This window comes from Streptomyces sp. NBC_00989 (genome assembly GCF_045162655.1).
GTDB lineage: Bacteria > Actinomycetota > Actinomycetes > Streptomycetales > Streptomycetaceae > Streptomyces.
Map to the genome: position 1 here is coordinate 11,287,828 of NZ_CP108728.1, position 23,051 is coordinate 11,310,878.

13 protein-coding genes and 2 pseudogenes are annotated in these 23,051 nt (G+C 70.3%); 8 read left to right on the top strand and 7 right to left on the bottom strand.

All coding sequences use genetic code 11. The annotated features are described in order from the left end of the window. Window positions 1-36: 36 nt before the first annotated feature. Together OG714_RS50925 and OG714_RS50930 are read left to right on the top strand one after the other, a co-directional pair. A complete protein-coding gene (locus OG714_RS50925; protein WP_406131312.1) occupies window positions 37-3,594 on the top strand; it encodes a GH32 C-terminal domain-containing protein in 3,558 nt (1,185 codons plus the stop codon). A gap of 298 nt (window positions 3,595-3,892) precedes the next feature. Continuing rightward, window positions 3,893-4,114, top strand: a pseudogene (locus tag OG714_RS50930) (transposase); the annotation flags it as partial. Window positions 4,115-4,178: 64 nt separating this feature from the next. On the opposite strand, the pseudogene OG714_RS50935 reads toward OG714_RS50930, so the two are convergent. Then, window positions 4,179-4,541: pseudogene (locus OG714_RS50935) on the bottom strand (transposase); the annotation flags it as partial. Between the two features lie 89 nt (window positions 4,542-4,630). On the opposite strand from OG714_RS50935, the gene OG714_RS50940 reads away from it, so the two are divergent. Then, window positions 4,631-4,906 (top strand): hypothetical protein, encoded by a 276-nt coding sequence (locus OG714_RS50940; RefSeq protein ID WP_406131313.1) that lies wholly within the window; start codon window positions 4,631-4,633, stop codon window positions 4,904-4,906. A gap of 234 nt (window positions 4,907-5,140) precedes the next feature. On the opposite strand, the gene OG714_RS50945 is transcribed toward OG714_RS50940, so the two are convergent. The 5 genes from OG714_RS50945 to OG714_RS50965 all read right to left on the bottom strand — a co-directional run bounded on the left by OG714_RS50945 (window position 5,141) and on the right by OG714_RS50965 (window position 14,073). Continuing rightward, on the bottom strand, window positions 5,141-5,740 hold the full coding sequence (locus OG714_RS50945; RefSeq protein ID WP_406131314.1) for a transposase: 600 nt from the start codon (window positions 5,738-5,740) through the stop codon (window positions 5,141-5,143). 364 nt (window positions 5,741-6,104) lie between these two features. Further along, window positions 6,105-9,314 carry a TIM-barrel domain-containing protein gene (locus OG714_RS50950; RefSeq protein WP_406132217.1) on the bottom strand — a complete coding sequence of 1,070 codons (3,210 nt, stop codon included), beginning with the start codon at window positions 9,312-9,314 and terminating at the stop codon, window positions 6,105-6,107. A gap of 669 nt (window positions 9,315-9,983) precedes the next feature. Then, entirely contained in the window at window positions 9,984-11,126 is a 1,143-nt protein-coding gene (locus OG714_RS50955) for a glycoside hydrolase family 19 protein (protein WP_406131315.1), read from the bottom strand. A gap of 107 nt (window positions 11,127-11,233) precedes the next feature. Further along, a complete protein-coding gene (locus OG714_RS50960) occupies window positions 11,234-11,980 on the bottom strand; it encodes a lectin (RefSeq protein WP_406132219.1) in 747 nt (248 codons plus the stop codon). A gap of 287 nt (window positions 11,981-12,267) precedes the next feature. Further along, the gene (locus tag OG714_RS50965) at window positions 12,268-14,073 is read right to left on the bottom strand and encodes a RecQ family ATP-dependent DNA helicase (protein WP_406131316.1); all 1,806 of its coding nucleotides are present in this window, start codon (window positions 14,071-14,073) and stop codon (window positions 12,268-12,270) included. Between the two features lie 410 nt (window positions 14,074-14,483). On the opposite strand from OG714_RS50965, the gene OG714_RS50970 reads away from it, so the two are divergent. Then, entirely contained in the window at window positions 14,484-15,335 is an 852-nt protein-coding gene (locus OG714_RS50970; protein WP_406131317.1) for a putative RNA methyltransferase, read from the top strand. Window positions 15,336-15,732: 397 nt separating this feature from the next. Here the strand turns inward: OG714_RS50970 and OG714_RS50975 are convergent, their stop codons facing one another. After that, window positions 15,733-18,714 (bottom strand): lantibiotic dehydratase, encoded by a 2,982-nt coding sequence (locus OG714_RS50975; protein ID WP_406131318.1) that lies wholly within the window; start codon window positions 18,712-18,714, stop codon window positions 15,733-15,735. A gap of 321 nt (window positions 18,715-19,035) precedes the next feature. Between OG714_RS50975 and OG714_RS50980 the strand changes: the two genes are divergently transcribed. The 4 genes from OG714_RS50980 (at window position 19,036) to OG714_RS50995 (ending at window position 23,039) form a co-directional block, all read left to right on the top strand. After that, a complete protein-coding gene (locus OG714_RS50980) occupies window positions 19,036-19,188 on the top strand; it encodes a hypothetical protein (RefSeq protein ID WP_406131319.1) in 153 nt (50 codons plus the stop codon). A 61-nt stretch (window positions 19,189-19,249) separates the two neighbouring features. Then, window positions 19,250-21,259: a B12-binding domain-containing radical SAM protein gene (locus OG714_RS50985; protein WP_406131320.1), complete on the top strand. Its 2,010-nt coding sequence runs from the start codon at window positions 19,250-19,252 to the stop codon at window positions 21,257-21,259. Beyond that, entirely contained in the window at window positions 21,256-22,272 is a 1,017-nt protein-coding gene (locus OG714_RS50990; protein WP_406131321.1) for a DUF692 family multinuclear iron-containing protein, read from the top strand. Before OG714_RS50985 ends, OG714_RS50990 begins: the two co-directional genes overlap by 4 nt. Next, window positions 22,269-23,039 (top strand): hypothetical protein, encoded by a 771-nt coding sequence (locus OG714_RS50995; RefSeq protein WP_406131322.1) that lies wholly within the window; start codon window positions 22,269-22,271, stop codon window positions 23,037-23,039. The genes OG714_RS50990 and OG714_RS50995 overlap by 4 nt, the downstream gene beginning before the upstream one ends. The last annotated feature ends 12 nt before the right edge of the window (window positions 23,040-23,051 follow it).

The following is a 23,051-nucleotide window of genomic DNA, read 5'->3' on the forward strand; positions in this document are numbered from 1 at the left end:
GTGGCCCACCTTCCCCCGCTCTCCTCAGGAGCTGCCATGAGCGTGTCCCGCCGTACCCTCCTGCTCGCCGGAGGAACCGCCGCCACCCTGCTGCCTCTCGGAGGCATCCTCCCCGCAGCACAGGCCGCCGGAGCGACCTCCGCCGCCACCCCGATTCCTGACCCCGTCCCCGTCACCGGCAGCTGGACCCGCACCTCCGACGGAGGCCAGCAGGCGACCGCCGGCCGTCGCGGGCCCGCCCTCGTCCTGTCCGAGCAGCAACTCGCGGCCAAGGGCACGTACGCGGCCCGCGTCACGCCCCAATCCTCTTCCTCCACAGGTGCGTTGGTGTTCAGGGCAGCCCTGGACGGCTCGACCGGGTACGCGGTCGCCCTCGACCCGGGCCGCTCCCGTGTACGGCTCTACGACCTGGCCGGCGGCGACACACTCGCCACCGCTCCACTTCCGGGCGCGCGGGCCGGCAAGCCCCATGACCTCGAAGTGGCAGTCGACGGACCCGAGTTGACGGTGCAAGTCGACGGCAAGCGGCTCCTCCACATCGAGGACCACCGCCACGACACCGGCTCGGTGGGCCTGCTCGCCCAGGGCGGCAAGGTCACCTTCGGCCCGCCCTCCCTCTCCTCGGTCACCACCGACCTCACCGGCTGGACCACGAGCGGCGGCACCTGGACGGCGAGTCCGCTGGGCTGGCGCGCGGCCCCGACCCAGGGAGCCATCGCCCGCGCCATCACCACGACCAAGTCGTACGACACCGCGCTCCAGGCCGACCTGCTCCTGCACGACGCTTCCGCCATCGCCTCACTGCTGGTGCGCACCGACGCCACGGCCACGCACGGCTACGGCGTCCAGGTCGACGCGGACCAGGGCAGGCTGAGGCTCTACCGCATCGACGGCAACGTCACCCTCGGCACGTACGCGACCACCATCAAGGCCGACACGGTCTACCGCCTGCGCCTCGAAGCCGAACGCGACGAACTGCGCGTGCACTGGCAGACCAACTTCCTCTCTCCCGACGGCTACAGCCCCGTCGTCACCGCCCAGGACTCCACCCACGCCAAGGGCCGACTCGCCGTCACGGCATCGGCCGGAGCAGTGTCCTTCGAGAACATCGCCGCGGCCGACCTCGCCACCGACCTCCAGGGCTGGACCGCCCGCTCCGGCACCTGGACCCCCGACCTGCGCGGCATCCGCGGCGAGGACGGCCTGCGCACGGCCCCCTTCACCGACGGCGACCTGGTGGCGAGGGCAGACATCACACCCGGTGGCCCCTCCTCCTCGGCCGGCCTCGTCCTGCGCGCGTCCGCGAACGGCTCCGGCGGCTACGAAGCCCGCCTGGAAGCCGGCCGCAACTCCGTCGTCCTGCTGGACCGCTCCTCCGGTGCCCGCCTCGCCTCCGCCGCTGGCCCGGTCCGGCGCATCGCCTCCGGCGGCACCTACCGCGTCGAGGCCCGAGCCACAAGCAAGACCATCGAGGTGTACGTGGACGGCGTACGGGCGCTGAAAACCCGTGTGTCCCGCACCACGTGCGCCACCGTCGGCACCACGGCCGCGCACGGGACGTCGTACTTCCAGAACGTCGAAGTCCACAGCACCGCCGACTACTTCACCGAGCCGTATCGCCCCACGTACCACTACTCCCAGCTCACCGGCTCCACCAGCGACCCCAACGGCCTGGTCCGCTACGACGGCGAATACCACCTCTTCCACCAGGACGAGGGCCGCTGGGCGCACGCCGTGAGCACGGACCTTGTCCACTGGCAGGCCCTGCCGATCGCCCTGCCCTGGAACGACTACGGCAACTGCTGGTCGGGATCGGCGGTGGTGGACGCGGACGACACCTCCGGCCTCTTCGACGGTGGCTCGGGCCTGATCGCGTACTACACCAGCTATCACCCGGACAAGCCGGGCGGAAATGCCGGCGTGCGCATCGCCTACAGCGGGGACAGGGGCCGCTCGTGGCAGTGGCACGGCGGCTCGACCCCGGCCGTGCAGAACCCGGGAGGCCCCGACGCCGGCTGGACCTTCCGCGACCCGAAGGTCATCCGCGACGAGGCTCACGACCAGTGGCTGATGGTCGTCTCCGGCGGCGACCACATCCGCTTCTTCACCTCCACCGACCTCCTCACCTGGACCCAGGTCAGCTCCTTCGGCTACGGCGACTGGGCCACGCCAGGCGTCTGGGAGTGCCCCGACTTCTTCCCGCTGCCGGTCGACGGCGACAAGGACAAGGTGAAGTGGGTCCTCACCCTGAGCACAGGTGCCGTACGCGCCACGAACGGCTCGGCCGCCCAGTGCTTCACGGGTGAGTGGAACGGCATCGCTTTCACTCCCGACCAGAAGGCCGGCACGGTCCTGCGCGCCGACTCCGGCCGTGACTACTACGCCGCCATGTCCTTCTACGGCCTGCCCGACGGCCGCCGCGTCTGGCTCGGCTGGATGAGTAACTGGGACTACCCCTTCAGTGCCCCGACCGGCGGCTGGAACGGCCAGTTGAGCACCCCCCGCGAACTGACCCTCACGGACACCGCCGACGGCGTACGCCTGGCACAGCGCCCGGTCCCGGAGCTGGTCACGCTGCGCACGTCCACCACGACCCGCAAGAACCTCGCCGTCGGCCCCGGCTCCGCGAACCCGCTCGCGGGAGTCCGGGACATCGCCTACGAGATCGAGGCGGAGATCACCCTCGGCACCGCCACGGAGATCGGCTTCCGGCTCCGGACCGACGACGACCAGCACACGACAGTCGGATACGACGCCGAGGCGCAGGAACTGTTCGTGGACCGCTCGGCATCGGGCCTGAGCGACTTCACGCAGTACTTCACGGGCCGCACCACCGCGCCGATGAAGACGACCGACGGCCGCGTGACCCTGCGCGTGTACGTCGACTCGTCGTCGGTCGAGGCATTCGGCGCGGACGGACAGGCCACCGTGACCAGTCTGGTCTTCCCCGGCCCGGACGCCGACGGCATGGCCTTCTACGCCAAGGGCGGCACCGCACACGTCGACTCGCTCAAGGTGCACAGGCTGGCCAGCACCTTCCGCCTGGTGGATCGGGTGAAGCCGCTGGTGGCCGCCCCGAGAGGTGGTGAATTCCGCTCGGACCTCGGCAACCTGACGATCACCCCCGCCGGCCGCTGGTCGACGGACAGCGCGGGCCGCGCCGGAACCTTCGACCAGGACTCCAACGCGATCTCGTCCCGCACGGCGACGGACCTGGACCTCACCACCCAGGTCCGGCTCGGCGGCCCCGACCCGGACACGGGCGGAGCCCTCTCCCTCCTCTGGCGCGCCTCCTCCGACGGCGCCGACGCCTACTGCCTCAACATCGACCCCGACCTGCGCGTGATCCGCCTGGTCGCCAAGGCCAACGGCTACTTCGACGACAGCGCTGCCCTCGCCCGCGTCCCGGCCCTGGTCCGCCGCGGCACGACGTACTCCGTCCGCATCCTCACCGAGGGCGACCGCATCCAGGTGTTCCTCAACGGCACCCGGATCATCGACGTGACGGACACGACGTACACGAGCGGACACATCGGCCTCAACGTGTTCGGAGGGAGGGCGACGTACCAGGACACCTACGCGAAGGAGCTGTGACCGCCGGTCATGCCGACAAGCAACCGTGACCGTGGAGGCTCCGCCCTCCGAATATCCGGCGGGCGGAGCCTCCGCGAGCGCGAGAATCAAAACGCTCAGGCCGAGACGGAGCCGCAAAAGCCCTGGCGGCCTGCCCCTCCTCGCCCGTCACCGAACGGGTCACCTGCGGGGAACACGAAAACGCTGCGCATGTGATGGAGCGTAGGCGGTGCGTCTTCGCGGCGACTACGGATATTCAGAGCTACGTCCTGTCCGGCGGATCATGGGACTTTTCGACAGGTCGTTCGTTGGTTCGGTCATGGGTCGGGGGGATCTGACGAATCGCGAGTGGTCGCTGCTAAAGCCGTATCTGCCGCCTTCAGGTGGCCGGGGAGGCCGGTGGAACGACCACCGCAGGTGCCTCAACGGGATCCTGTTCCGGATCCGCACCGGTGTCCCGTGGCGGCACCTGCCGGATCGTTACGGCTCCTGGAGGACCGCCTACGAACGGCATCGCCGCTGGTCGGCGGACGGCACCTGGCGTCATGGTCCGCCGGACAGGCCCTAGTGCCAATGCCGTGACTCTGTTGGTGATCTTGCCGGGGTCAGCTGGGGGCGGTGCAGAGGGTGTGGAAGTGGCTGGGTGTCCGGCGGGGGCGGGTCGGTTCGTTGATCCAGTCGGTGATGCGGGTGACGTTGCAGGCCAGTGCGGTCAGGACGTGTCCGATGTGCGTTTTCGGCAGGCCTCGGTCGCGGGTTCGGCGCAGGCCGTAGGTGCGGACGTTCTGGGAGAGGGTGGCTTCTATGCCGGCGCGGATCGCGTACCTGCGCTGCCAGTCCCCGGTGCGCTGGTCGAGACGGTTGCGCTGCTGGATCTCATGCAGTTCGCGGGTGGGCAGCAGCGCGAGTGAGCACGGACCGCTGACCGCGTCGGTGCACTGGGGACGCACGGGGCAGGCCAGGCAGGTGGCCCTGTTGAACTAGACCTGGATGTAGTTATGTCCGTTGATGCGCAGGGGCCGCCACTCGCGGCTGAGGTTGCCCTGGGGTAGGTGCGGTGCTCCCAGTCGATCGTGAAGGCGGCTTTGTCGAATCCGGCCCCGTTTTTGGCCTGATGACTGTGGTCGGGTGCGACCGGGCCGAGCAGGGTGATGCCGTGCACCCGCCGGGCGCGTTCGATCTGCACGGGGCCGACGTAGGCGGCGTCGACCGCGTGCTCGGCCGGGGGCAGGTCGATCGCCGCGAGGTCGTCGTGGATCTGGGCGGTGAGCTTGCCGTCCTGGACCGGGGCGATCGTGATGGCCACGTGAACGACCGCCTCCGGCAGGTCTGACGTGCACGTTTCGGTGAAATGGGTGCGGTAGCCGGACCAGACGGTGTCCCGTTTGACGCAGTAGTGCGCATCAGCGTCGTACGGGGAGTCGAACCGCAGCGACGCGGGTGGCAGCGTGTGGCCGTCGCGCCAGCGCAGACGCCCGCGGGCGTCCCGGTAATAGTGGTGCACCCAGACCCGGCGCAGGATCTCCACCTGCGTCAGCGTCCGGAGCCTTCTCGGGGCGTCGGCCGCTCACGCGGCGGCCTGGATCTTCTGCCCGTCCCGGCCGAAGGCCTCTGCCAGGGCGGTGCCCCCGGCCTTCCCGCCGGGCACTTTGCCGATCTCCACCTTGCGCCCGTAGCGCTTGTCCCACTCCGGCTCGACCAGCGGCAGCAGCCAGTCCGGGTCCGCCTGGGCGAGCTGTTCCAATGCGGCCCGCAAACTCTCGCCGACCAGCTCCAGCCCCCTGAGGGTGCGCCCCGCCGCGAGCACGTGGGTCGCGGCGGTGCGCTGCCGTCCGCCGGATTTGAGGAGTCCGGCCTCGGTCAGCCGGTGCAGCATCACCTGCAGCAGCCGGTCCGCGGCGTCGGCCTCGGCCAGCCGGGCCCGGAACTCGCACAGCACCGAATGATCGAAGCCGGGATCATCCAGCTCCAGGCCCAACGCGTACTTCCAGTCGATCCTGGTGCGGACCGCGCTCGCGGCCGCACGGTCGGACAGGTTCTCCGCGAACTGCAGTACCGACACCAGCGCCAACTGCCCCGGCGACAAGCCCGGCCGCCCGTCCCTGGGGAACAGGTCCGCGAACTTCTTGTCCTTGAACACCACATCCAGCCGGTCCCGCATCAGCATCGCCGGCGTGCCCTTCGGGCACGCCGCCCGCGCTGTCAACACCGTTCGCGCCGGGATCCGTTGGTAACTCCTGGCCCGCAAGGACATCTCCGGCCCTCTCCCCGGAACCACCCCGCCTCACTCCAGCAAACCGCCGAACAGACGACCTGTCAGCATCCCCGGCAAGATCACCAACAGAGTCGCGGCATTGCCTCTAAGTCCCCTTCTCGGGCTGGGAAGTTCGGCCTCAATGCAAGGCTGAGACCGACTAGTCGAGCATGTCGAGTACGGCTGCTGTACGAGTGACGTCGAACCCCGGTGCGTAACTCACGCGCCGGGGTTCGACGTCATGGCTCACCGAGTCATCGGCACCAGTTGGTGCCGGTCAACCGCAGGTCACGGTGATCGGCGTGCGCGCGCTCCGCGCCGGGAGCGTGACGGTCAGCGTGCGGGTCGCGCTGTCGAAGTGGTAGGCGTGGGAGGGGAGTTGGATCCCACTCACCCGGACGGTGCTCGGGGCGGTGACGCCGAGGAGGGAGACGGTCCACTGCCGGTTCTTGATCTGGCCGCGGAAGGCTCCGGTCGGGGGATCGATCGTCACCGTGTGCCGGGTGCCGTTCTCCCGGTACCGGATCTTCGTGACGGCGCTGTGACCGTGCCCGGTGCGTGCGGTTCCGTCGTCCTCGTAGAGGGTGGAGGAGCCGGAGGCGCCCGCGGCGACGGTGAGCGTGACCTTGGTCAGCGGGGCCTTGTCGTTGCTGGTGACGTCGTTCGTGCGGGTCGGGATGACGGCACCCGCCCGGACGAACACCGGCATGGTGTCGAGACCGGAGGTGATGTTCTGGGTGGTGCCGCCGGCGTAGGTCTGCCCGGTGAAGTAGTCCGTCCACTGGCTGCCCGGCGGGAACCACACCGAGGTCGTCGCCGTGCTGCCGGGCGTGGTGACCGGGGCGACCAGCATGTCGGGGCCGTAGAAGTACTCGCTGCCCGAAGTGGCGTAGGCCTGAGGTTCGTTGGGGTACTGGAGGTACATCGGGCGGGTGACCGGGACGCCGGTCGTGTTGGCCTGCCGCGCGAGCGAGTACGTGTACGGCACCAGGTTCTCGCGGAGGTTGAGGAACTTGTCGGCGGAGGCGCGGGCGGCCGTGCCGTACTGCCAGGGCAGCCGGTCGCTGTGGTTGCTGTGCAGGCGGTCGATGGGCTGGAAGGTGCCGAGCTGGACCCAGCGGGCGTACATGTCATCGGGGAGTTTGTGCGTGGTGTGGGTCGTGCCGTCGGCGGTGTAGGTCTCCGAACCGGTCAGGTTCGTCGTGTCGTTGTGGCCGCCGATGTCATGGCTGATCGCCGACATGCCGGTGGCGGCCGCCTCGCCGGGGGTGTAGCCGACCTCGGCCTTCAAGGTGCCCCAGGTGGAGGAGGTGTCGCCGGTGAAGTGGACGGTGGTGCGCTTGTCGGCCCATGGCCCGGTGGGCAGCCCCTGCTGACCGCTGTAACCGCCCGCCTGGAGCGAGCCGTAGGCGCGGGAGACGGCGAATCCGCGGCCGATGTTCTTGTCGGCGTCCGTGGCGTACTGCTGGTTGATCCACGCGTCGGGGGTGACGCCGGGCAGTGAGGACTGGGTGGCGTCGCAGCACCAGTCCAGCCACCAGAAGTCGTTGCCCTGCCGGTCCATGGTCTGATGCAGGTCCATGTACGCCTTGAGCTGGTCGGGGTCGCCCCAGTCGAAGGTGTAGCAGTCACCGGAACCGCTGCTCGCCGCGGACGCACAACCTCCCTTGTGCAGCTTGCCCTTGGCGGTCGCCTGGGTCTGCGCGAACTGCGGGTCGCTGCTCAGGATGCTCGGATGGATGTTGAGCGTGTTGTGCAGCCCCTGGGAGGCGGCCCAGTCGAAGAACCCCTTCGGATCAGGGAACTTGGACTGGTCGATCTCCCAACCGCTCCACGTGTTGGGCGACTTGAAGTCCGTGTCGGTGACGAGCACGTCCAGCGGCACGCCTTCGGCGCGGAAGGCGGGCAGGATCCTGTCCTCGTAGTCGGCGGCGGTGCGGTCGATGTACTCCGAGTACCAGACGCCGTACGCCCATTGGGGAAGCAGTTCGGGCGGGCCGGTGAGGGTGGCCAGGTCGGTCAGGGCCCGCTGGTAGTCGTGGCCGTAACCGAAGACATAGCCGTCCTGGTACGGCGCGCCGCCGTGGGACGGGCGTTGGGTGACCTGGTGGGTGCCCGTGTCGTACAGGGCGGAGGCGGTGTCGTCGAGGAGGTACCAGCCGTCCTTGTACAGCAGGCCGGGTGTGGTGGCCGGCGCGCCGTTGTCACCGTTGACGCCGTCGAGGCTGCGACGGTAGCCGCCGAGTGCCAAGTGCGGTTGCGGAGCCGGGGAGTTGGACGCGGTGACGGAGGCCGTGTCGAGGTTGACGTGACAGCTCGCGGCGTCCGGACAGCCGACGGTGATGTCGTTCGCCCCGGCCTTGAGGGTGACGGGGACGGTGGCGGTGCTCCACGTGTCCCAGCTGCCGGTGACGGGCAGCGACAGGGTCCGCGTGGTGCCGCCGGACGACACTGTGGCCGTACGGGTCTGGTAGAGCCCGTCCCGGCCGGTGGCGTTGGCGTAGCGGACCTGCAACGCGTAGGTGCCGTCGGCCGGTACGCCGACCACGTGCGTCAACGCGCCTGCCCCTTGGTTGAGTTCGGCGAGAAATCCGCTGCCGGAGTACTCGGCGTGATCGGTGGCGGTGATCGCCGTACCCGAGACGCGGCCGTCCTCTGCCTCACAGTTCACGCCGTATCCACAACTCGTGATGGCGGTGGTGGAGGTGGACGGGAATCCGCTGCCCTGGTTCACCAGGGCGACGCTGTCGAGGTTGACGTCCCCGGAGTCGGCGGCGCTCCTCGTCAGCGTCAACGTGTGGTGCCCGGCGCCGAGTTGGACCGCGCTGCTCGCGAGACCCCAGGTGTCCCAGTTCGCGGTCTTCGGCAGGCTGAGCGTGCGGCTCGCACCGCCGTCCACCGACAGCGTGAGGGTGCGGGTGGTGTTCTGGCCGTCCCCGCCGACGGAGTTGGCGTAGCGCGCGTCGAACGTGTAGGTACCCGCCGCGCTGACGTCGACGTCGGCCGACACGGAGTCGCCCGTCCCCTCGAAGCCTGCGAGGAACCCGGACCCGGTGTAGCCGGTGTGGTCCGAGGCGACGCCCGGCCCGCTGTGGGGCAGTTGCTCGGCCTCGCACAGGGCGCCCAGGCCGCAGGTGAGCCGGTGCCACGGCGTGGCGTCGACCGCTGACCCGCCGGCCGACAGATGCACGGAGAGGTTCTGGGCGTCGAACGGCCCTGAATCCACCTGGTACTTCAGGGTGAGCGCGCTCGTGGTGATGGTCAGCCAGCCGTTGGACGTACTCAAGGTGTACGGGGGCGGCGTGAACGCGGTGCGGCCGATCGCGTTGAACGTCGCGCTGTCGGTGAACTTCCCGTCCTGCGCGTACTCCGTGCGGATCAGGGTGGGGGACAGGACCTGAAAACGTGCGTTGCCGGAAGTCACCGACGCTGTGCGGTGGTTCGGCGCCGCGTGCGCCGAGGCCGCTCCGGTACCGGTCACGAGCATGGCGGCGAGGGTGCTGATGAGGGCGAGGACCGTGACGCGTCTTCGCGGGAAGCGTGTGGTGCGTATCGCCGATCGTCTTCTCACGGACAGCTCCGTCCTGGAGTGGGGCCACTTGGGCCCGTGGTGGAGGTGTGCCGGTTCCCGTTCGCGCCCGGTGGAATCTGCCTCCGGTAGACATCGTTGTCAACCCTTGCGGCTGAGGGTTCCTGTGCGCGCCGGTTCACTCGGGAGGGGTTCTGGGCGGGAAGGGAGCTCGAACAGTGCGCGTTCGGAGCGCAACGGCTGATGCGCGCCGTGCAGTGGGTCGGCAAGGAACCTCATACGGCCCTGTGGATGGCGCGCACTGGCGGGAGCCTCGCCATCGGCTGTCACGTCCTCGGCGTTCTGGCTCTCCGAAGCAGTCGGCGCGCTTGTCGGGGTGAGGCCGGAGACATGGCGCGGAGCGCCTACGCCCGCGCCCGCCTCCTGGAGCGCGCGGGCGCCGAGCCTGGCGACGAACCCGCGCGGATCAGCTACCGCATGTCGGCCCGGATGTCGGCCGACGCCGCCGAGAGTCTCCGGGACCGGAGCCTGATCCCACCTTCGTGCATGCGTGATGGAGGAGGTTCGGTGCGAAGGCCGGTTCACGGATGAACCGGCCCCCGCATCAGGCGTGTCCGAGGACGAGCGTCAGCAGTAGAGGTTGCTGCCGGGGCTGACGCCGAGGATCGCGGTGAAGCGGTTGTAGGCGTCGACGCGGCTCTGGACCTGCGCGGGGTTGCGTCCGTCGCATTCCAGGGAGCCGTTGATGGAGCGGATGGTCTGGCCGAAGCCGGCGCCGTTGACCATGGCGTTGTGCGGGGTCATCGTGCCCGGGCCGGACTGGGTGTTCCAGTACCACAGGCCGGTCTTCCAGGCGACGGCCGAGTCGTTCTGGACCAGCCAGGGGTTGTTGAGGAGGTCGATGCCCAGGGCGTCGCCGGCGGCCTTGTAGTTGAAGTTCCAGGACAACTGGATGGGGCCGCGGCCGTAGTAGGCGGCCTGGCCGGCCGGGCAGCCGTAGGACTGGCTCGCGTCGCAGTAGTGGGGGTAGTTGGCGGTGTTCTGCTCTACGACGTAGACCAGTCCGCCGGTCTCGTGGTTGACGTTGGCGAGGAAGGCGGCGGCCTCCTGCTTCTTGACCGTGTCGGAGCCGGTCTTGGCGAAGCCGGGGTAGGCGGACAGGGCGGCGGTCAGGCCCTGGTAGGTGTAGAAGCCGTTCCGGCTCGGGAACATCTGGTTGAACTGGGCTTCACTGACGACGAAGCCGGAGGGGGTGGTGCCGCCGCCGCTCGCGGGGGCGCTCCACTTCTGGTTGGCGCCGCCGGAGCAGGTCCAGATCTGGAGCCGGGTGCCGTTGGCCGAGTTGTTGCCCGTGACATCCAGGCACTTGTTCGCCTGCGGGTTGACGATGTCGTTGGCGGAGCTGACGGCCCACTTCTGGGCGGCGCTGCCGTTGCAGTCGTAGAGCTGGACCGTCGTGCCGTCCGCCGTGCCGCCGGAGGTCACGTCCAGACACTTGCCGAGGGCGCGCAGAGTTCCGTCACCGGGGTTGGACCAGGTCTGGGCGCTGGTGCCGTTGCAGTCGTAGAGCTGAACGGCGGTCCCGTTGGCGGAGTTCGCACCGGCGACGTCGACACACTTGCCGGCCAGACCGGTGATCCGGCCGTCCGCCGCACGGGCGGGGGAGACGGTGAACAGGGCGGACAGAACCGCGGCGAGCAGGATGACGAGGGTCGGTCTGCTCAGAGCCGTGAGTCTGCGGAGACTCGGTATGAAGTGGGGGGTGACCATGGGTTTTTGCTCCTGTGGTTGAGAGGTGGAGGTGGAGGTGGAGGTGGCGTTGGCCGAGGGCGATCGGTCGGCGTCGGGCTGCATGCGAGCCAGGCGTGGCGCAGTCGTCAGCCCAGAACCGTCTGGGTGACGACGATGTGTCCGGCGTCCGGGTCGAGGACGCCTCCGAGGCGGCCGAAGGCGCCGTCGGTCAGATCGAGGCACTTCGGTTCCTGCGGGGTCTGGGCGAACGTCCCGCGGTCATTGATCCGTACGGTCAGGGAGCGGCCGTTGGCGACATTCGTGACCTGGACGCGTGTACCGAAAGGCAGTTGGGGCTGGCGCGAGAGCGAAGTGGCCGCCGTGTCCGCGTTGTTGTCGAAGACCTCGCCGCTGGCCGTCAGAGCACCGGCGGGCTGAGGGCCGTAGTGCGTGGCCCAGCACTGCTCCCCGGACTGTTGCGCGGGGGTGTTCCACTTCTGGTTGGCGCCTCCGGTGCAGCTCCAGATCTGGATGCGTGCCCCGTTGGCGGAGGAGTTGCCGGAGACGTCGAGGCACTTGTTCGCGGCCGGGTTGACGATGTCGTTCGCGGTGGTGACGGTCCAGCGCTGGTTCGCGCCTCCGGTGCAGGTCCACAGCTGGACCTTGGCGCCGTCGGCGGTCGAGTTGCCGGTGACGTCGAGGCATTTGCCCAGGGCGCGGACGGTGTTGTCCGTACCGACCGTCCACTGCTGGGCGCCGGTGCCGTTGCAGTCGTAGAGCTGAACCGGTGTGCCGTCGGCGGAGGCGGCTCCGGCGACGTCGAGACACTTGCCGGCGAGGCCGGTGATGGACCCGGTCGTCGCCGCTGCCGGCGCCGCGGTGAGGAGGCCCATCAGCAGGGCCAGTAGGGCGAGGACGGGGGCGCCGCGTAACGCGGTGCGGGGGAGGGGAGAACGAGCGGTTATGGGGGTGCCGAGGCCCTCTCGAGCGGTTCGGCGCACGCGGAAGAGGGCACGGGCCTCAACTGGGCGCGATCCGAAGGGAATTGACCACTCGAAAGTAAAAGTCTAGACCAATTTGGTCAAGGTGTGTGCATGGCAGTATTCGCCGGCGCCGTTCTTTCCCGTGGAGTTCACGATGTTCGTGACAGGTGTCATGAATGGTCGTGACAGATCCCGTGTCAGCGCGGTGTTTCGGGCAACGCGACGAGCAACCGCCTGTCGGTCACCACGGCCAGCGACAGGGTGCGATAGCCGACCGACTCGAACAGGATGGTGATCTTGCCGTCGCCCTCGCTCATGACCTCGCCCTGGCCCCACTGGTCATGGCTCACGCGGACACCCGGCAGGTAGGTGTCGTTGTCCGCCGTGGGGCGTGCGACGGTCTCCGCCGCGCGGACGGCGCCTGCTGACGCGTCCGCGCGTGCACCGGCCCGGGTCCACCAGCGGCCGCGAGCGGCCGCCTTGTCCGGCCGTCCGGCGTCCCCGGACCGCTTGCGCCTCAGCCCACTCGCGGGCACGGTCACCAGGTCCGTGCAGTTGCCGCACGCCCCGCACGGGACGGGCGCGGAGTCACCGAAGTATCCAAGGAGGAACTGCCGCCGGCAGCCGGTTGTCTCGCAGTATCCGCGCATCATGTCGATCCGGGACTGTTCGAGCTTGCGGTGGTTGGCGTGGAGAGCGAGGGCGCTCCGCACAACGGCGTCGACAACGTCGTCCGCGGAGGCGTCGTCGGTGTCGGCCGTGCCGGTGAAGCGGCTGCCGTCGCGTCCGGTACGGACGGCCCCGGTCTCCTCCAGCAGGTTCAGTACGGCCGACAACGCCGTAGCGCTGAGTTCGCAGTCGGCCCGGAGCCGGGTCGCGCTCACGGCGCCCGCGTCGCCGCGCAGACGCTCGGCGACGCGGCGCAGGGCGTCGGCGTCGGGAGCGCCGGCGGCGAAGAAGCGTTGCAGGCCCAGGTCCTGAGTGCGGTAGGCGAGGATCGCCCTGGCCGGTGCGCCGTCGCGGCCGGCCCGGCCGATCTCCTGGTAGTAGGCGTCGAGCGACCCGGGGACGGACGCGTGCAGCACGAACCGTACGTTCGCCTTGTCGATGCCCATGCCGAACGCCGAGGTCGCCACGACCACGTCGAGTCCACCGGCGCTGAACCGGTCCTGGGTCTCGCGGCGTTCGGCGGCGGACAGGCCCGCGTGGTAGCTCGCGGCGGCCAGTCCGAGATCGCTCAACTGCTCGGCGTAGCTGTCCGCCGCCTTCCGTGTCCCCGCGTAAAGGATTCCCGGCTTCTCCTCGACGGCCGCCCGTTCCACGACGAACCGCTCCTTGGCGGCCGCGTCCTGAAAGGTCGACACGTCCAGGTGGATGTTGGGACGGTCGAAGCCGGCCACTATCTCCACCGGGTCGCTCATGCCGAGACGTTCGGCGATGTCCCGCCGTACCGGGGCGGCCGCGTTCGCGGTCAGGGCGAGCACCGGCGGGTTGCCGAGCCGCTCACGCGCGTGGCGCAGCCGCAGATAGTCCGGCCGGAAGTCGTGCCCCCAGGACGACACGCAGTGTGCCTCGTCCACCACCAGCAGCCGGGGACGGACGGCGGCGAGCCGGTCCGTGACGTCCGGCTTGGCCAGCTGCTCGGGAGCGAGGAAGATCACGTCGACCGAGGAGGCGCTGATGCGGGCCCATGCCGTCTCGTTGTCGCTTCTGCGCTGGGCGGAGTTGATGGCGGCGGTGCGCAGCGCGCCGGATCCGAGCAGACTCTGCATCTGGTCGCGCTGAAGCGCGATCAGCGGCGACACGACCACGACCGGACCGCCGAGCAGGACCGCGGGCACCTGGTACACGGCGGACTTGCCCGCGCCGGTCGGCATGACGGCGAGTACGTCACGCCCCTGCATCACGGCCTTCATCGCGCTGAGTTGGGCCGGGCGCAACTGCTGCCAGCCGAAGACCCGACGGGCGGTGCCGCGCAGACGACGGGACGTGAGTGTGAACATGGTTCTCCTTGAAGCGTGGGCGTCCAACCGCCGTGTGCCTGGCGGCTACCCCGGTTCGCCGGGATATCGCGTCGTGCGATCCGGTCACCCAAATCGAGATCCCCACGGCACGCTCGCAGCGCCCACGGTCCGACCGTTGACGCGATGGGGCCGTGTCTCCCGACTCCCTTGGAAATGAGGGGCGTCGGCGATGCTCGTAGACTCATGACGTGGCATTCATGAGCACCCCGCACCACTGCTTCCTGTGATCGGAAGGAGTTGAGGGCGATGCCGGACGGCGTCGCCCTCCTTGGTGTGCCTTCCGCGTGAACCGCGTTCCCAACGCTGCCTCCCGTCCTCGCTGAGGCAGTGACGCATTGAGCGCGTGTGCAGGCACGGTCTCTTCCCTTCCCCCTCGCCAGGAGTGCCTCGTGCCCATGTCGCTTCCCCCTGCCCTCGAACTGTCCCTCGGTCTGCTGCGCTGCCCAACGTGCCGTACGCGCCGCCTGCACCCTCACGACCGCGCATTGCGCTGCCGGGTGGGCCACACCTTCGACATGGCCCGTCACGGCTACGCCGGTCTCCTGACGGGCACCCGCGCCACCAGCGGCGACGACGCACCCATGGTCCAGGCCCGGGAGCGATTTCTGTCCACCGGCACCTACGCGCCCATCCGCGAAGCCGCGGCCCGCCTGGCGGCCGAAGCCGTGTCCGAGCGGGCCACGGTGGTGGACGTGGGATGCGGCACGGGCTACTACCTGGCCGGCGTACTCGACCAGTTGCCCGGCGCCCTTGGCCTGGGTCTGGACACATCGGTGCGCGCGCTGCGCTCGGCGGCCCGCGCCCATGTCCGAGCCGCGGCGGTGGCCTGGGACGTCTTCCGGCCCTTCCCGCTGGTCGACGGGGTGGCAGATGTCGTGCTGAATGTGTTCGCCCCGCGCAACCCGGCCGAGTTCCACCGCGTACTGCGCCCCACCGGCCTGCTGATCGTGGTCCGTCCCACCGCGCTGCACCTGGCCGAACTGCGCGGCCGGTTGCCCGCGATGGTGACGATCGACCCGGCCAAGGAACAGCGCCTGCACACGGCGCTGGATCCCTATTTCAAGGCCACGGTCACCAGACCGGTGAAGTACCCCACGCCCCTGTCCAGGCCGGATGCCCTGGACCTGGTGGCGATGACACCGAGCGCACACCACGTGAGCCGTGCCGACTTGAACGGTGAGGGCCTTCTGCCCGACCAGGTCACTGTCTCAGTGCTGGCCACCGCCTATGAGCCGCGGTGACCACGAGCGGGCGCGTACGCCTGCTGGCCGACGAACAGTCGGCGCGCCCGGTGCCCTGCCTTCCCTACGTACGACGTGGGGAAGGCAGGGCGCGGGACGGGCGTCGTACCGCGTCTGTCTGCTCGTTGGTATTCCTGGCGACGGAACCCGGAGGCACCAGCTCGCTGCGTTGGCCGCGCGGTGGCTCGATGAATGCGACGGCCGGAACGCCGAAGTGCGGGGCCGCGCCGGCAGCCGCGCTCACCTCGTGCACAGCCGTAGCCAGTCAGCCGTGCGGGGTGTCCCAGTCACCGAGGCCGGTCCAGGTGCGCTCGATATGTGGCAGGGCCGTACCCGAGGTGCCTCCGACGAAAGACTGCGGCGGCCTACGGCACGGTGGCGCCGGAGACTGTCGTGGTCACGAGGTTCTCCTCGCGCGTGCCGTCCAGCTCAGCGCGGCGGCTCTGGCCAGGTGCAGGTGGGCGCGTTCCTCGGGAAGTCCCGGCCCGCGCGTGCGGACGTGATGGAGATGCAGCAGGTCCGGGAGCAGGTCCTGCGGGGTCAGCGTCCCCGCCCTCTCGAGCGCGCCGCGGTAGGCGGCCAGCGCGGCGCGGCGCGCGGTCCAGCTCGCGGCGACGCGGGCGTCCAGCACCGGGGTGCCGGGGGCCTGGGGCGTGCGGGAGGCGGTCGTCAGGGCGATGGTCTGGTCGTAGACCGCTCGGGGAGGGGCGCTCCTGTCCGTGTGGGTGTGCCCGACCAGCCAGCGCATCGCCTTCGCGTCGTCCCCGAGCAGGCCGGCGGCGATGTCCACCATGCTCGCGGCGGTCACCGCACGAGCGTCGGGAGCGCCCCGACCGGCCTGCGCGGTCAACTGGGCGAGGACGGCGGCCGAGTCGGCGGCGAAAAACTCCTCGGCCGCCTGCATCGCCGTGGGGCCGCCGAAGCGCGCGGTCTGCGGGTAGTAAGTGTCCAGGCTTGTGTGGGTGATCAGGCCCGCGTGCCGAAGCCGCCGGGTCCACTCGCCGATCTGTCCGACGGCGATGCCGAGTGCACCGGGCGCGCAGCTCAGACGGAGACATAGGTGGTCCTCGGGATCGCGGTCCCGAACGAACCACCAACGGGGCTCGCCCAACTCCCCGAGCAGGGACGGCAGATGACGGGTCAGGAGCGGATCCTGCTGGTCCCGGTGCCCGTGCAAGCTGACGGAGAGCAGGTCGCCGCAGCCGGGCAGGCGGCCGTGTTCCCGAGTGACGACGTCGCGCGATCCGCGGACCGGGGCGCGGGCCTGGTCCGCGGCGGTCAGGGGGATGACGATCTCGTGGGTGTGCCCGCCGGTCCAGCCCAGGTCCCCGGGCTCCGGTGCGGCACGCAGCAGCGCCCTGCCTTCGCGCTCCACGTGGGTACGGAGCAGGACCCGGTGGGAGGGTTCCGCCAGGTCCAGGTTCATGCGCCGGTCCCCGTCGCCCAGGTACACGTGCTCGGGCAGGAGGACATCACGCCGCCACTCGGCCAGCGCCTTGTCCCACTGCGGCCACGGTGTCCGCGCGTCGGGCAGGTCGTCGTCGGCGAGTGTCCAGCGGGCCGGGGACAGTACGGTGCGCCCGTAGCGCAGTGCCGGGAGGAACGGCAGGCCGGAAACGGCGGCTCCCCACGAGAACCCGGTGCACGGGACGGCCAGTGCCACCGGTGCCTCGATCAGGAAGCGCGCCAGCGGATGGGTGTGGTGGTTCAGATCCACCGCGTTCAGCAGCATCGTGTGCACCGGGCGGCGACGGGAGACCGAGACCAGGTGCAACTGCTCGGCGTCGGCGGTCACCGCCAGGTCCGTCACGGGCAACTGGTCCGTGTCCGGGCCGTGGTAGTCGCCCAGAGGGATCACCAGCTCCGCGACCTGTGGGGTGTGCGCGACGTTCGCCGAGCGTATGTACAGCGGGGTGGTACTGATCTGCGCGATCAGCGCGTCCCGTTGTACGCCGGGCAGGCTCGCGTACACGTCGGTCATCCGGCGTCGGTCGTCGGCGTCGAACAGGTGGAGAAACCGCCCGGTGGCGGTTCCGGCCGCACGGGCCACCCCGACGACGTGCAGTGTGAACTCCCCTTGTTCCAGGGCGGATACGCTCGCGGCATGGATCCGCAGGGTGACCTCGGTGCTCGGCTGCACGGGCCGGCCAGGATCCGCCACCGCCAGGTCGTCGATCGCGGCATCATCGAGCCGGACGTGCTGGCGGCGTCGCATCGCGGCGGTGTACGCGAGCCCCAGTAGCCGGCTGTCACGGGCGGTCAGCGTCGGGCCCGTCGTCGCGGCTGTGGACCCGAGGTAGCCGGACGGGTAGCCCAGGAGGTCGATGGCGTCCAGGACGGGTACGACCGCTCCCGGGCCGTAGCGGTCAAGGAAGCGGCCGTGCCAGGCAGCCCACCCGGGGCTCAGTACCGCCCGTGGCGCCAGGCGGGTGAGCACCGCGGCGGCCGATGCCGCCTCCTCGGCCACCGCTTCCGGGATCACCAGGTCCCAGTCCAACCGCAGGTCGAGGGCGAGCCTGGGGTTCGCGGCGTCACAGAGTCGCGTCATCGCGGCGGTCACCCGGGCGCGTTCGGCGCGGGCGCCCGCAGGGGTGGACGTCGCGTCGTCGTGCCGTGCCAGTCCCGCCGCGACCTCGCGCAACTCGGAGGCTTCGGCAGCGGGCAGGTGTTGTACCTGTCCGAGCAGGACAGCGATCGGGTCGGAGGCCGTGACCGCGGGACGCAGACTGGTGATCAGGAATCGCTGTCGTACCAGATTCGCGAGCAGGTTCTCGATCGCGGTGGGCGAAGCGGCCGGGAAACCGGCGGAGAGAGCTTCGGCGAGAACTGTCCACAGAACCGGCACCCGCGCGCCGTCCATGGCCATGCGGACCGGCCCGGTCGCGCGTATCCCGACGTGCACGGGGTCACCGTCGTGCGCACTGCTTGCGCGGTGTTCGACCATCAGGCGTCCGTCGCGCTCGAACGCGAGGCTGGAGGCGAGCAGCGTCAACTGGGGCCGGAGCGCACGGTGTTCCTCCAGCCGGTCGACAAGCGCAGCGGTCCACGCCGCGTCCGGTCTGGTGACCGGCCGGTGCGCGGTGCCCGCACGCAGCAGGGGAGTGGCCCTGGTGCGGGCGGCCGCGACGCCGGCGAACAGGCCGAACGGAGTGGCACGTGAGCGGGCGCGCAGCAGATAGCGCAATACCGAAAGCACCGTGCGCCGCACGGCGAGATCCGGCACCGGCTCGCCGACGCATATCTGATGCACCCGTCTCGCCAGGTCCGGGCTGGAGAACTCGACCGCGGTGGCGAAATCCGTTGCCTGCCACATCAGTTGAAGCCATGCCCGCCACGACTCCTGGTGCGCGGACGGGCCGGTCAGGTCCGGCCAGACCACCGGGTGATCGGGACGCCGGACCGCCGCCCGGACAACGGCCGCATCGACATGGCGGTACAAACGGACCCTCCAGCAGCGCAACGGCGTTGTCCCCCATTTTCCAGAACCGCCCGGTGCCGAGGGTGGTTATGAGCCATGGTCATTCCGGCTGCTGCTGCGCCACCCGGTGCCTCAGAGTCTCCGTGAGCCGCTGACCTGGCCGAATGTCGTCCAGGCCGAACGACGACGTATGGGCTGTTGACGCACGTGCGGTCTCGCTAGCGTGGGCGCCATACACGGCAAGCGGCACATTCCCATCACGTCTGCGAAGGGAAGAAAACCATGACTGCTGCAACTCCCGAGAAACTCACCGATGAGGAATTCGGTGAGCTCGAAGAACTCCAAGTGATCGATTCCAGCGAGCTCAAGCTCGGCGCGGCGTACCACACCTACACCTACATCGCGGCGGAGAGCACGGAGGACATCCCCGGCTAGCGCGCCCGGGAGCCGAGGCAACTCTCCGACGGACGAGACCAGTGGGACGAGGAGGTGGGTGGTGCCGTCCAGCCAGTCGGCGGACCGTACCCGCACCGACGTCCTGTTGATCTTCCCGCCGCAGACCGAGGCCCGGTTCTTCCCGTATCTGAGCCTGCCGTATCTGACCGGCCACTTGAGGCGCCGGGGCCGGCGGGTCCACCAGGCCGACCTGAACATCGCCGTGCTCCACGAGTTGCTGCGTCGTCCCGCGCTGCTGGACGACGCGGTCCGCGCCCAGGAGGCGGGCGACGGCGGTACGGCGGTGAGCGCCTGGTATCACCGGGCGATGGCCGACGTATTCGCCGCGCACACAGGCGAGTTGCGTGCTCACGTCCTGCACAAGGAGCCGGCCGGCGAGCTGGGCCCGGACCGCGCGGTCCGGCTCGCCACCCTGGCCCTCGAACTGCTGGTCCGCGACACCTTCCTGGTGCGGACGTGGGAGGATCTCGGCCGGCTCGACGAGGCCGTACGCCGGGCCGCGGACCGGCCGCCCGCAGAGTCGGACGTACCGGTCGTAGCGCTGCACCACCTGGTGACCGGGCTGCTCGGCCGCCATCGCCCCCGAGTGGTCGGCCTGTCCGTGGCGTTCTTCAGCCAGCTCGCACCCGCGCTGCTGATCGCCGCCTGGATCCGGCGGCTCGTGCCGGACATCCGGATCTGTCTGGGCGGTCAGCAGGTGATGCTCCGCCACGACAGCCTCGCCCGGCTGCCCGGAGTCCGGGAAACGGTCGACGCCCTGTGCCCGACCGCCGGGGAGCAGCCGCTCGAACGCTGGCTGGACGCGCTGGACGGAACGGTTCCGATCACCGCCGTACCCGGCATGACCTGGCTGCCACGCTCCGGGGCCGGGCCGCGCACAGGCCCCCCGGTGACCCTGCGCTTCCGTGATCTCGGACCTCCCGACTTCACCGGACTGCCGTTCCGCTCCTATCTCAACGACGCCCTGGAGCTCGCGATCGTCTCGTGCGTCGGCTGCTACTGGGGGCGGTGCGCGTTCTGCTCGTACGGCAACCGGTCGCTCCCGCAAGGGAGTTACCAGCAGGGCACCGCCACCCAGATCGCCGAGGCCGTGGAGGCCGTGGTCCGCGCCACGGGCACCCGGTACGTGTCGGTCGCGGACGAGAACACCAACCTGAGGCTGATCCAGAGGGCGATGCGCGCGGTACGCGAACGCGGCATACGGGTCCGGTTCGGCGTGCGCAGCCGACTGGAACCCGCCCTGACCGAACCGGAGTTCTGCCACGACCTCGCCTCGGTCGGCTGCGCGATGATCTCGGTCGGCTACGAGGGCACCTCCCAGCGCCTGTTGGACCGGGTGGACCGGGGCGTGCGCGCGGCCGACTACCAGCGGATCCTCGACAACCTCGACGCGGCGGGCATCACCGTCCGGTTCACCGTGATGGGCCAGGTCCTGGACGAGACGCCGGACGAGTTCGAGGCGTCCCTGCGCTTCCTCGTCGACAACGAGCGGCGGATCGGCATCGACGCGCTGGAGCTGATGGTCGCGGAGCCCGGCAGCAGACTCGTGGGCAGCCCGGAGGACTACGGGCTCGCCCTCGACACCTCGGACCGCCTCGTCGGCAACCCCGAGCTGAGCTACCTGTCCGGCCGCGTCGGCCACTCCCTGTCCGTCCCCGGCGGCCCGACGCGCACCGAGGCACTGGACCGGCTGGTGCGGATCTTCGACACCGTCAGACCGGGCCGGGCGAAGGCCTCGGCACCCTCGCACCCCGCCCCGAACGGCCATCGCACGCCCACCGTCACGGCCCTGCGCCCGCACACGTGGGTACGCACCGTGCCCGCGTACGCCGACGACCGCACGGCAGACCGCGTCACGCTCGCCGACCTCGTCCGGGAGCGGTTCTACGCACTTCCCATCAACGACGTGGAACAGCGCGCCGACGGTCTGCTCACGGCCCGCACCGACCGTGGCAGCCGACTGCTGGCCCGTCTGGCCGACGCGGCGGCGGGCACCCCTGACCCAGCGCATTCAGCCAACCCGGCCCCCTCAGCCAGGAGTTCGTCATGACGCACCCGCCGCGCACCGCACCCGGCGGCGCCCGAACCCTCGCCGTCACCGAAGTCCCGCGCCGGATGGGCCTGGGCGTCCTGATGGACATGCCGTGGGGCGGCGGACGCCTCGGCAGGCGGGGCATCGGATTCGTGGAGAGCGACGACGGCGGCGGAGACATCACCGACCGGGTCCGCGCCTTCCTGCACCGCCACGGCGGCGACTTCGCCTACTCGGCCCTCGCGTTACAGCCGCGCTCGCGCGCCCGTGTACAAACGGCCGACTACGTGCGCGCGTACGACCGCTTCTTCGAAGCGGTACCCACCGGGACGGCCCGCGCCTTCCACCAGACCGAGCTGAACATGGGCACACCCGAGCGCTACGACCGCCGCCCGGCCGCCGAGTTCACCAACGAACTGGCCGCCCGCTACGGCTTCTCCTGGGTGGTCGAGGACCTGGGCATCTGGAGCCTGCGCGGCATACCGATGCCCTATCCGCTCCCGCCGCCGCTGACCGGGCCGGGCCTGGAGATCGCCACCCGGAACGTGGCGGAGGCGGCCCAGCTGCTCGAACCGCCGCTGCACGTCGAGTTCCCCGGCTTCACCGAGGGCGGCTCGTTCGTCCTCGGGCACATGGACGCCTTCGAGTACTTCGCCCGGCTGGCGGAGGACGCCGACGTGCGGGTGACGCTCGACGTCGGCCACCTGCTCAGCTACCAGTGGCTGAGGGGACGTACCGGAAAGAGCATGTACGACGGGATCGAGGCACTGCCCCTCACCCGTTGCCGCGAACTGCACCTGTCGGGCTGCCAGATCGTGGGCGGCAAGTTCCGCGACCTGCACCACGGCGTCCTGCTGGACGAGCAGTTGGAGCTCACCGCGTATCTGCTGCCGCGCTGCCCGAACCTGCTCGGGGTGTCCTACGAGGACCCGATGTACCGCGAGGACGGGCAGTTGGTCGAGAAGTCCCGGCGGAACTACGCGCGGCTGCGGGACCTGGTCGCCGCCTGGCAGCGCGGGGAGGCGGCGTGACCACGGTGGAGCCGGACGCGTCGCTGGACGGCGAGCAACTGACCGACCTGCTCATGCGGTTGCTGCTGGACGCGGACCTCCGGGCCCGCCTCGCCGAGGAGGGCGCCGAGGCCGTGGCGGCGGATCCCGGCGAGCTGGAGTGCCTGGCCTCCGTCGACCTGGCCGAACTGGACACCACAGCACGGCGGTTGCGCTCCCAGGTCTGGCGGCCCGGCAGCGGCGGCAGCCTCGCGACCACGTTCCCGCGCAGCCTGCGGCTGCTCCAGGACACCGGTGCCACGGAGTCCGACCTCCTCACCGGCTTCCTCGGCTCAGCGCACTTCGCCCGCTTCCGGCTGATCCCGTACACCGCACCCGGGTTGTCGGCGGAGGAGGCGTTCGCGTCCTACCTGCTGGATGGCGCCGATGCAGGTGCGCTGCGCGACACGGTGACCCACGAGCTGATGATCGCCCTGTTCACCGCGCTGACGTGCGAGCAGCCGCTGTCGTTCGTGATCGAGGCGGAGGGAATCGTCCCCACCGACCGAGGCCACGCCGCCGTGCGCGCGTATGCGGCGGCGTCCGTGGCCACTTGGGGGCCCACCACCAGTGGGCGTCCCTCCGAGGAGAACCAGGGCGCGGACGCAGTGCACTACGCGTACTTCACCACGTCCGCCGGGCTGGCTCACGGCGTGGTGTCCGGGCGGGTGGCGGCGGCCTTCGAGGCCGAACCGACTGACCGGCGCGAGACCGCGCGGCGGGCACTGGCCCGCCGCGGACTGTGGTGACAGGGAGAGGAA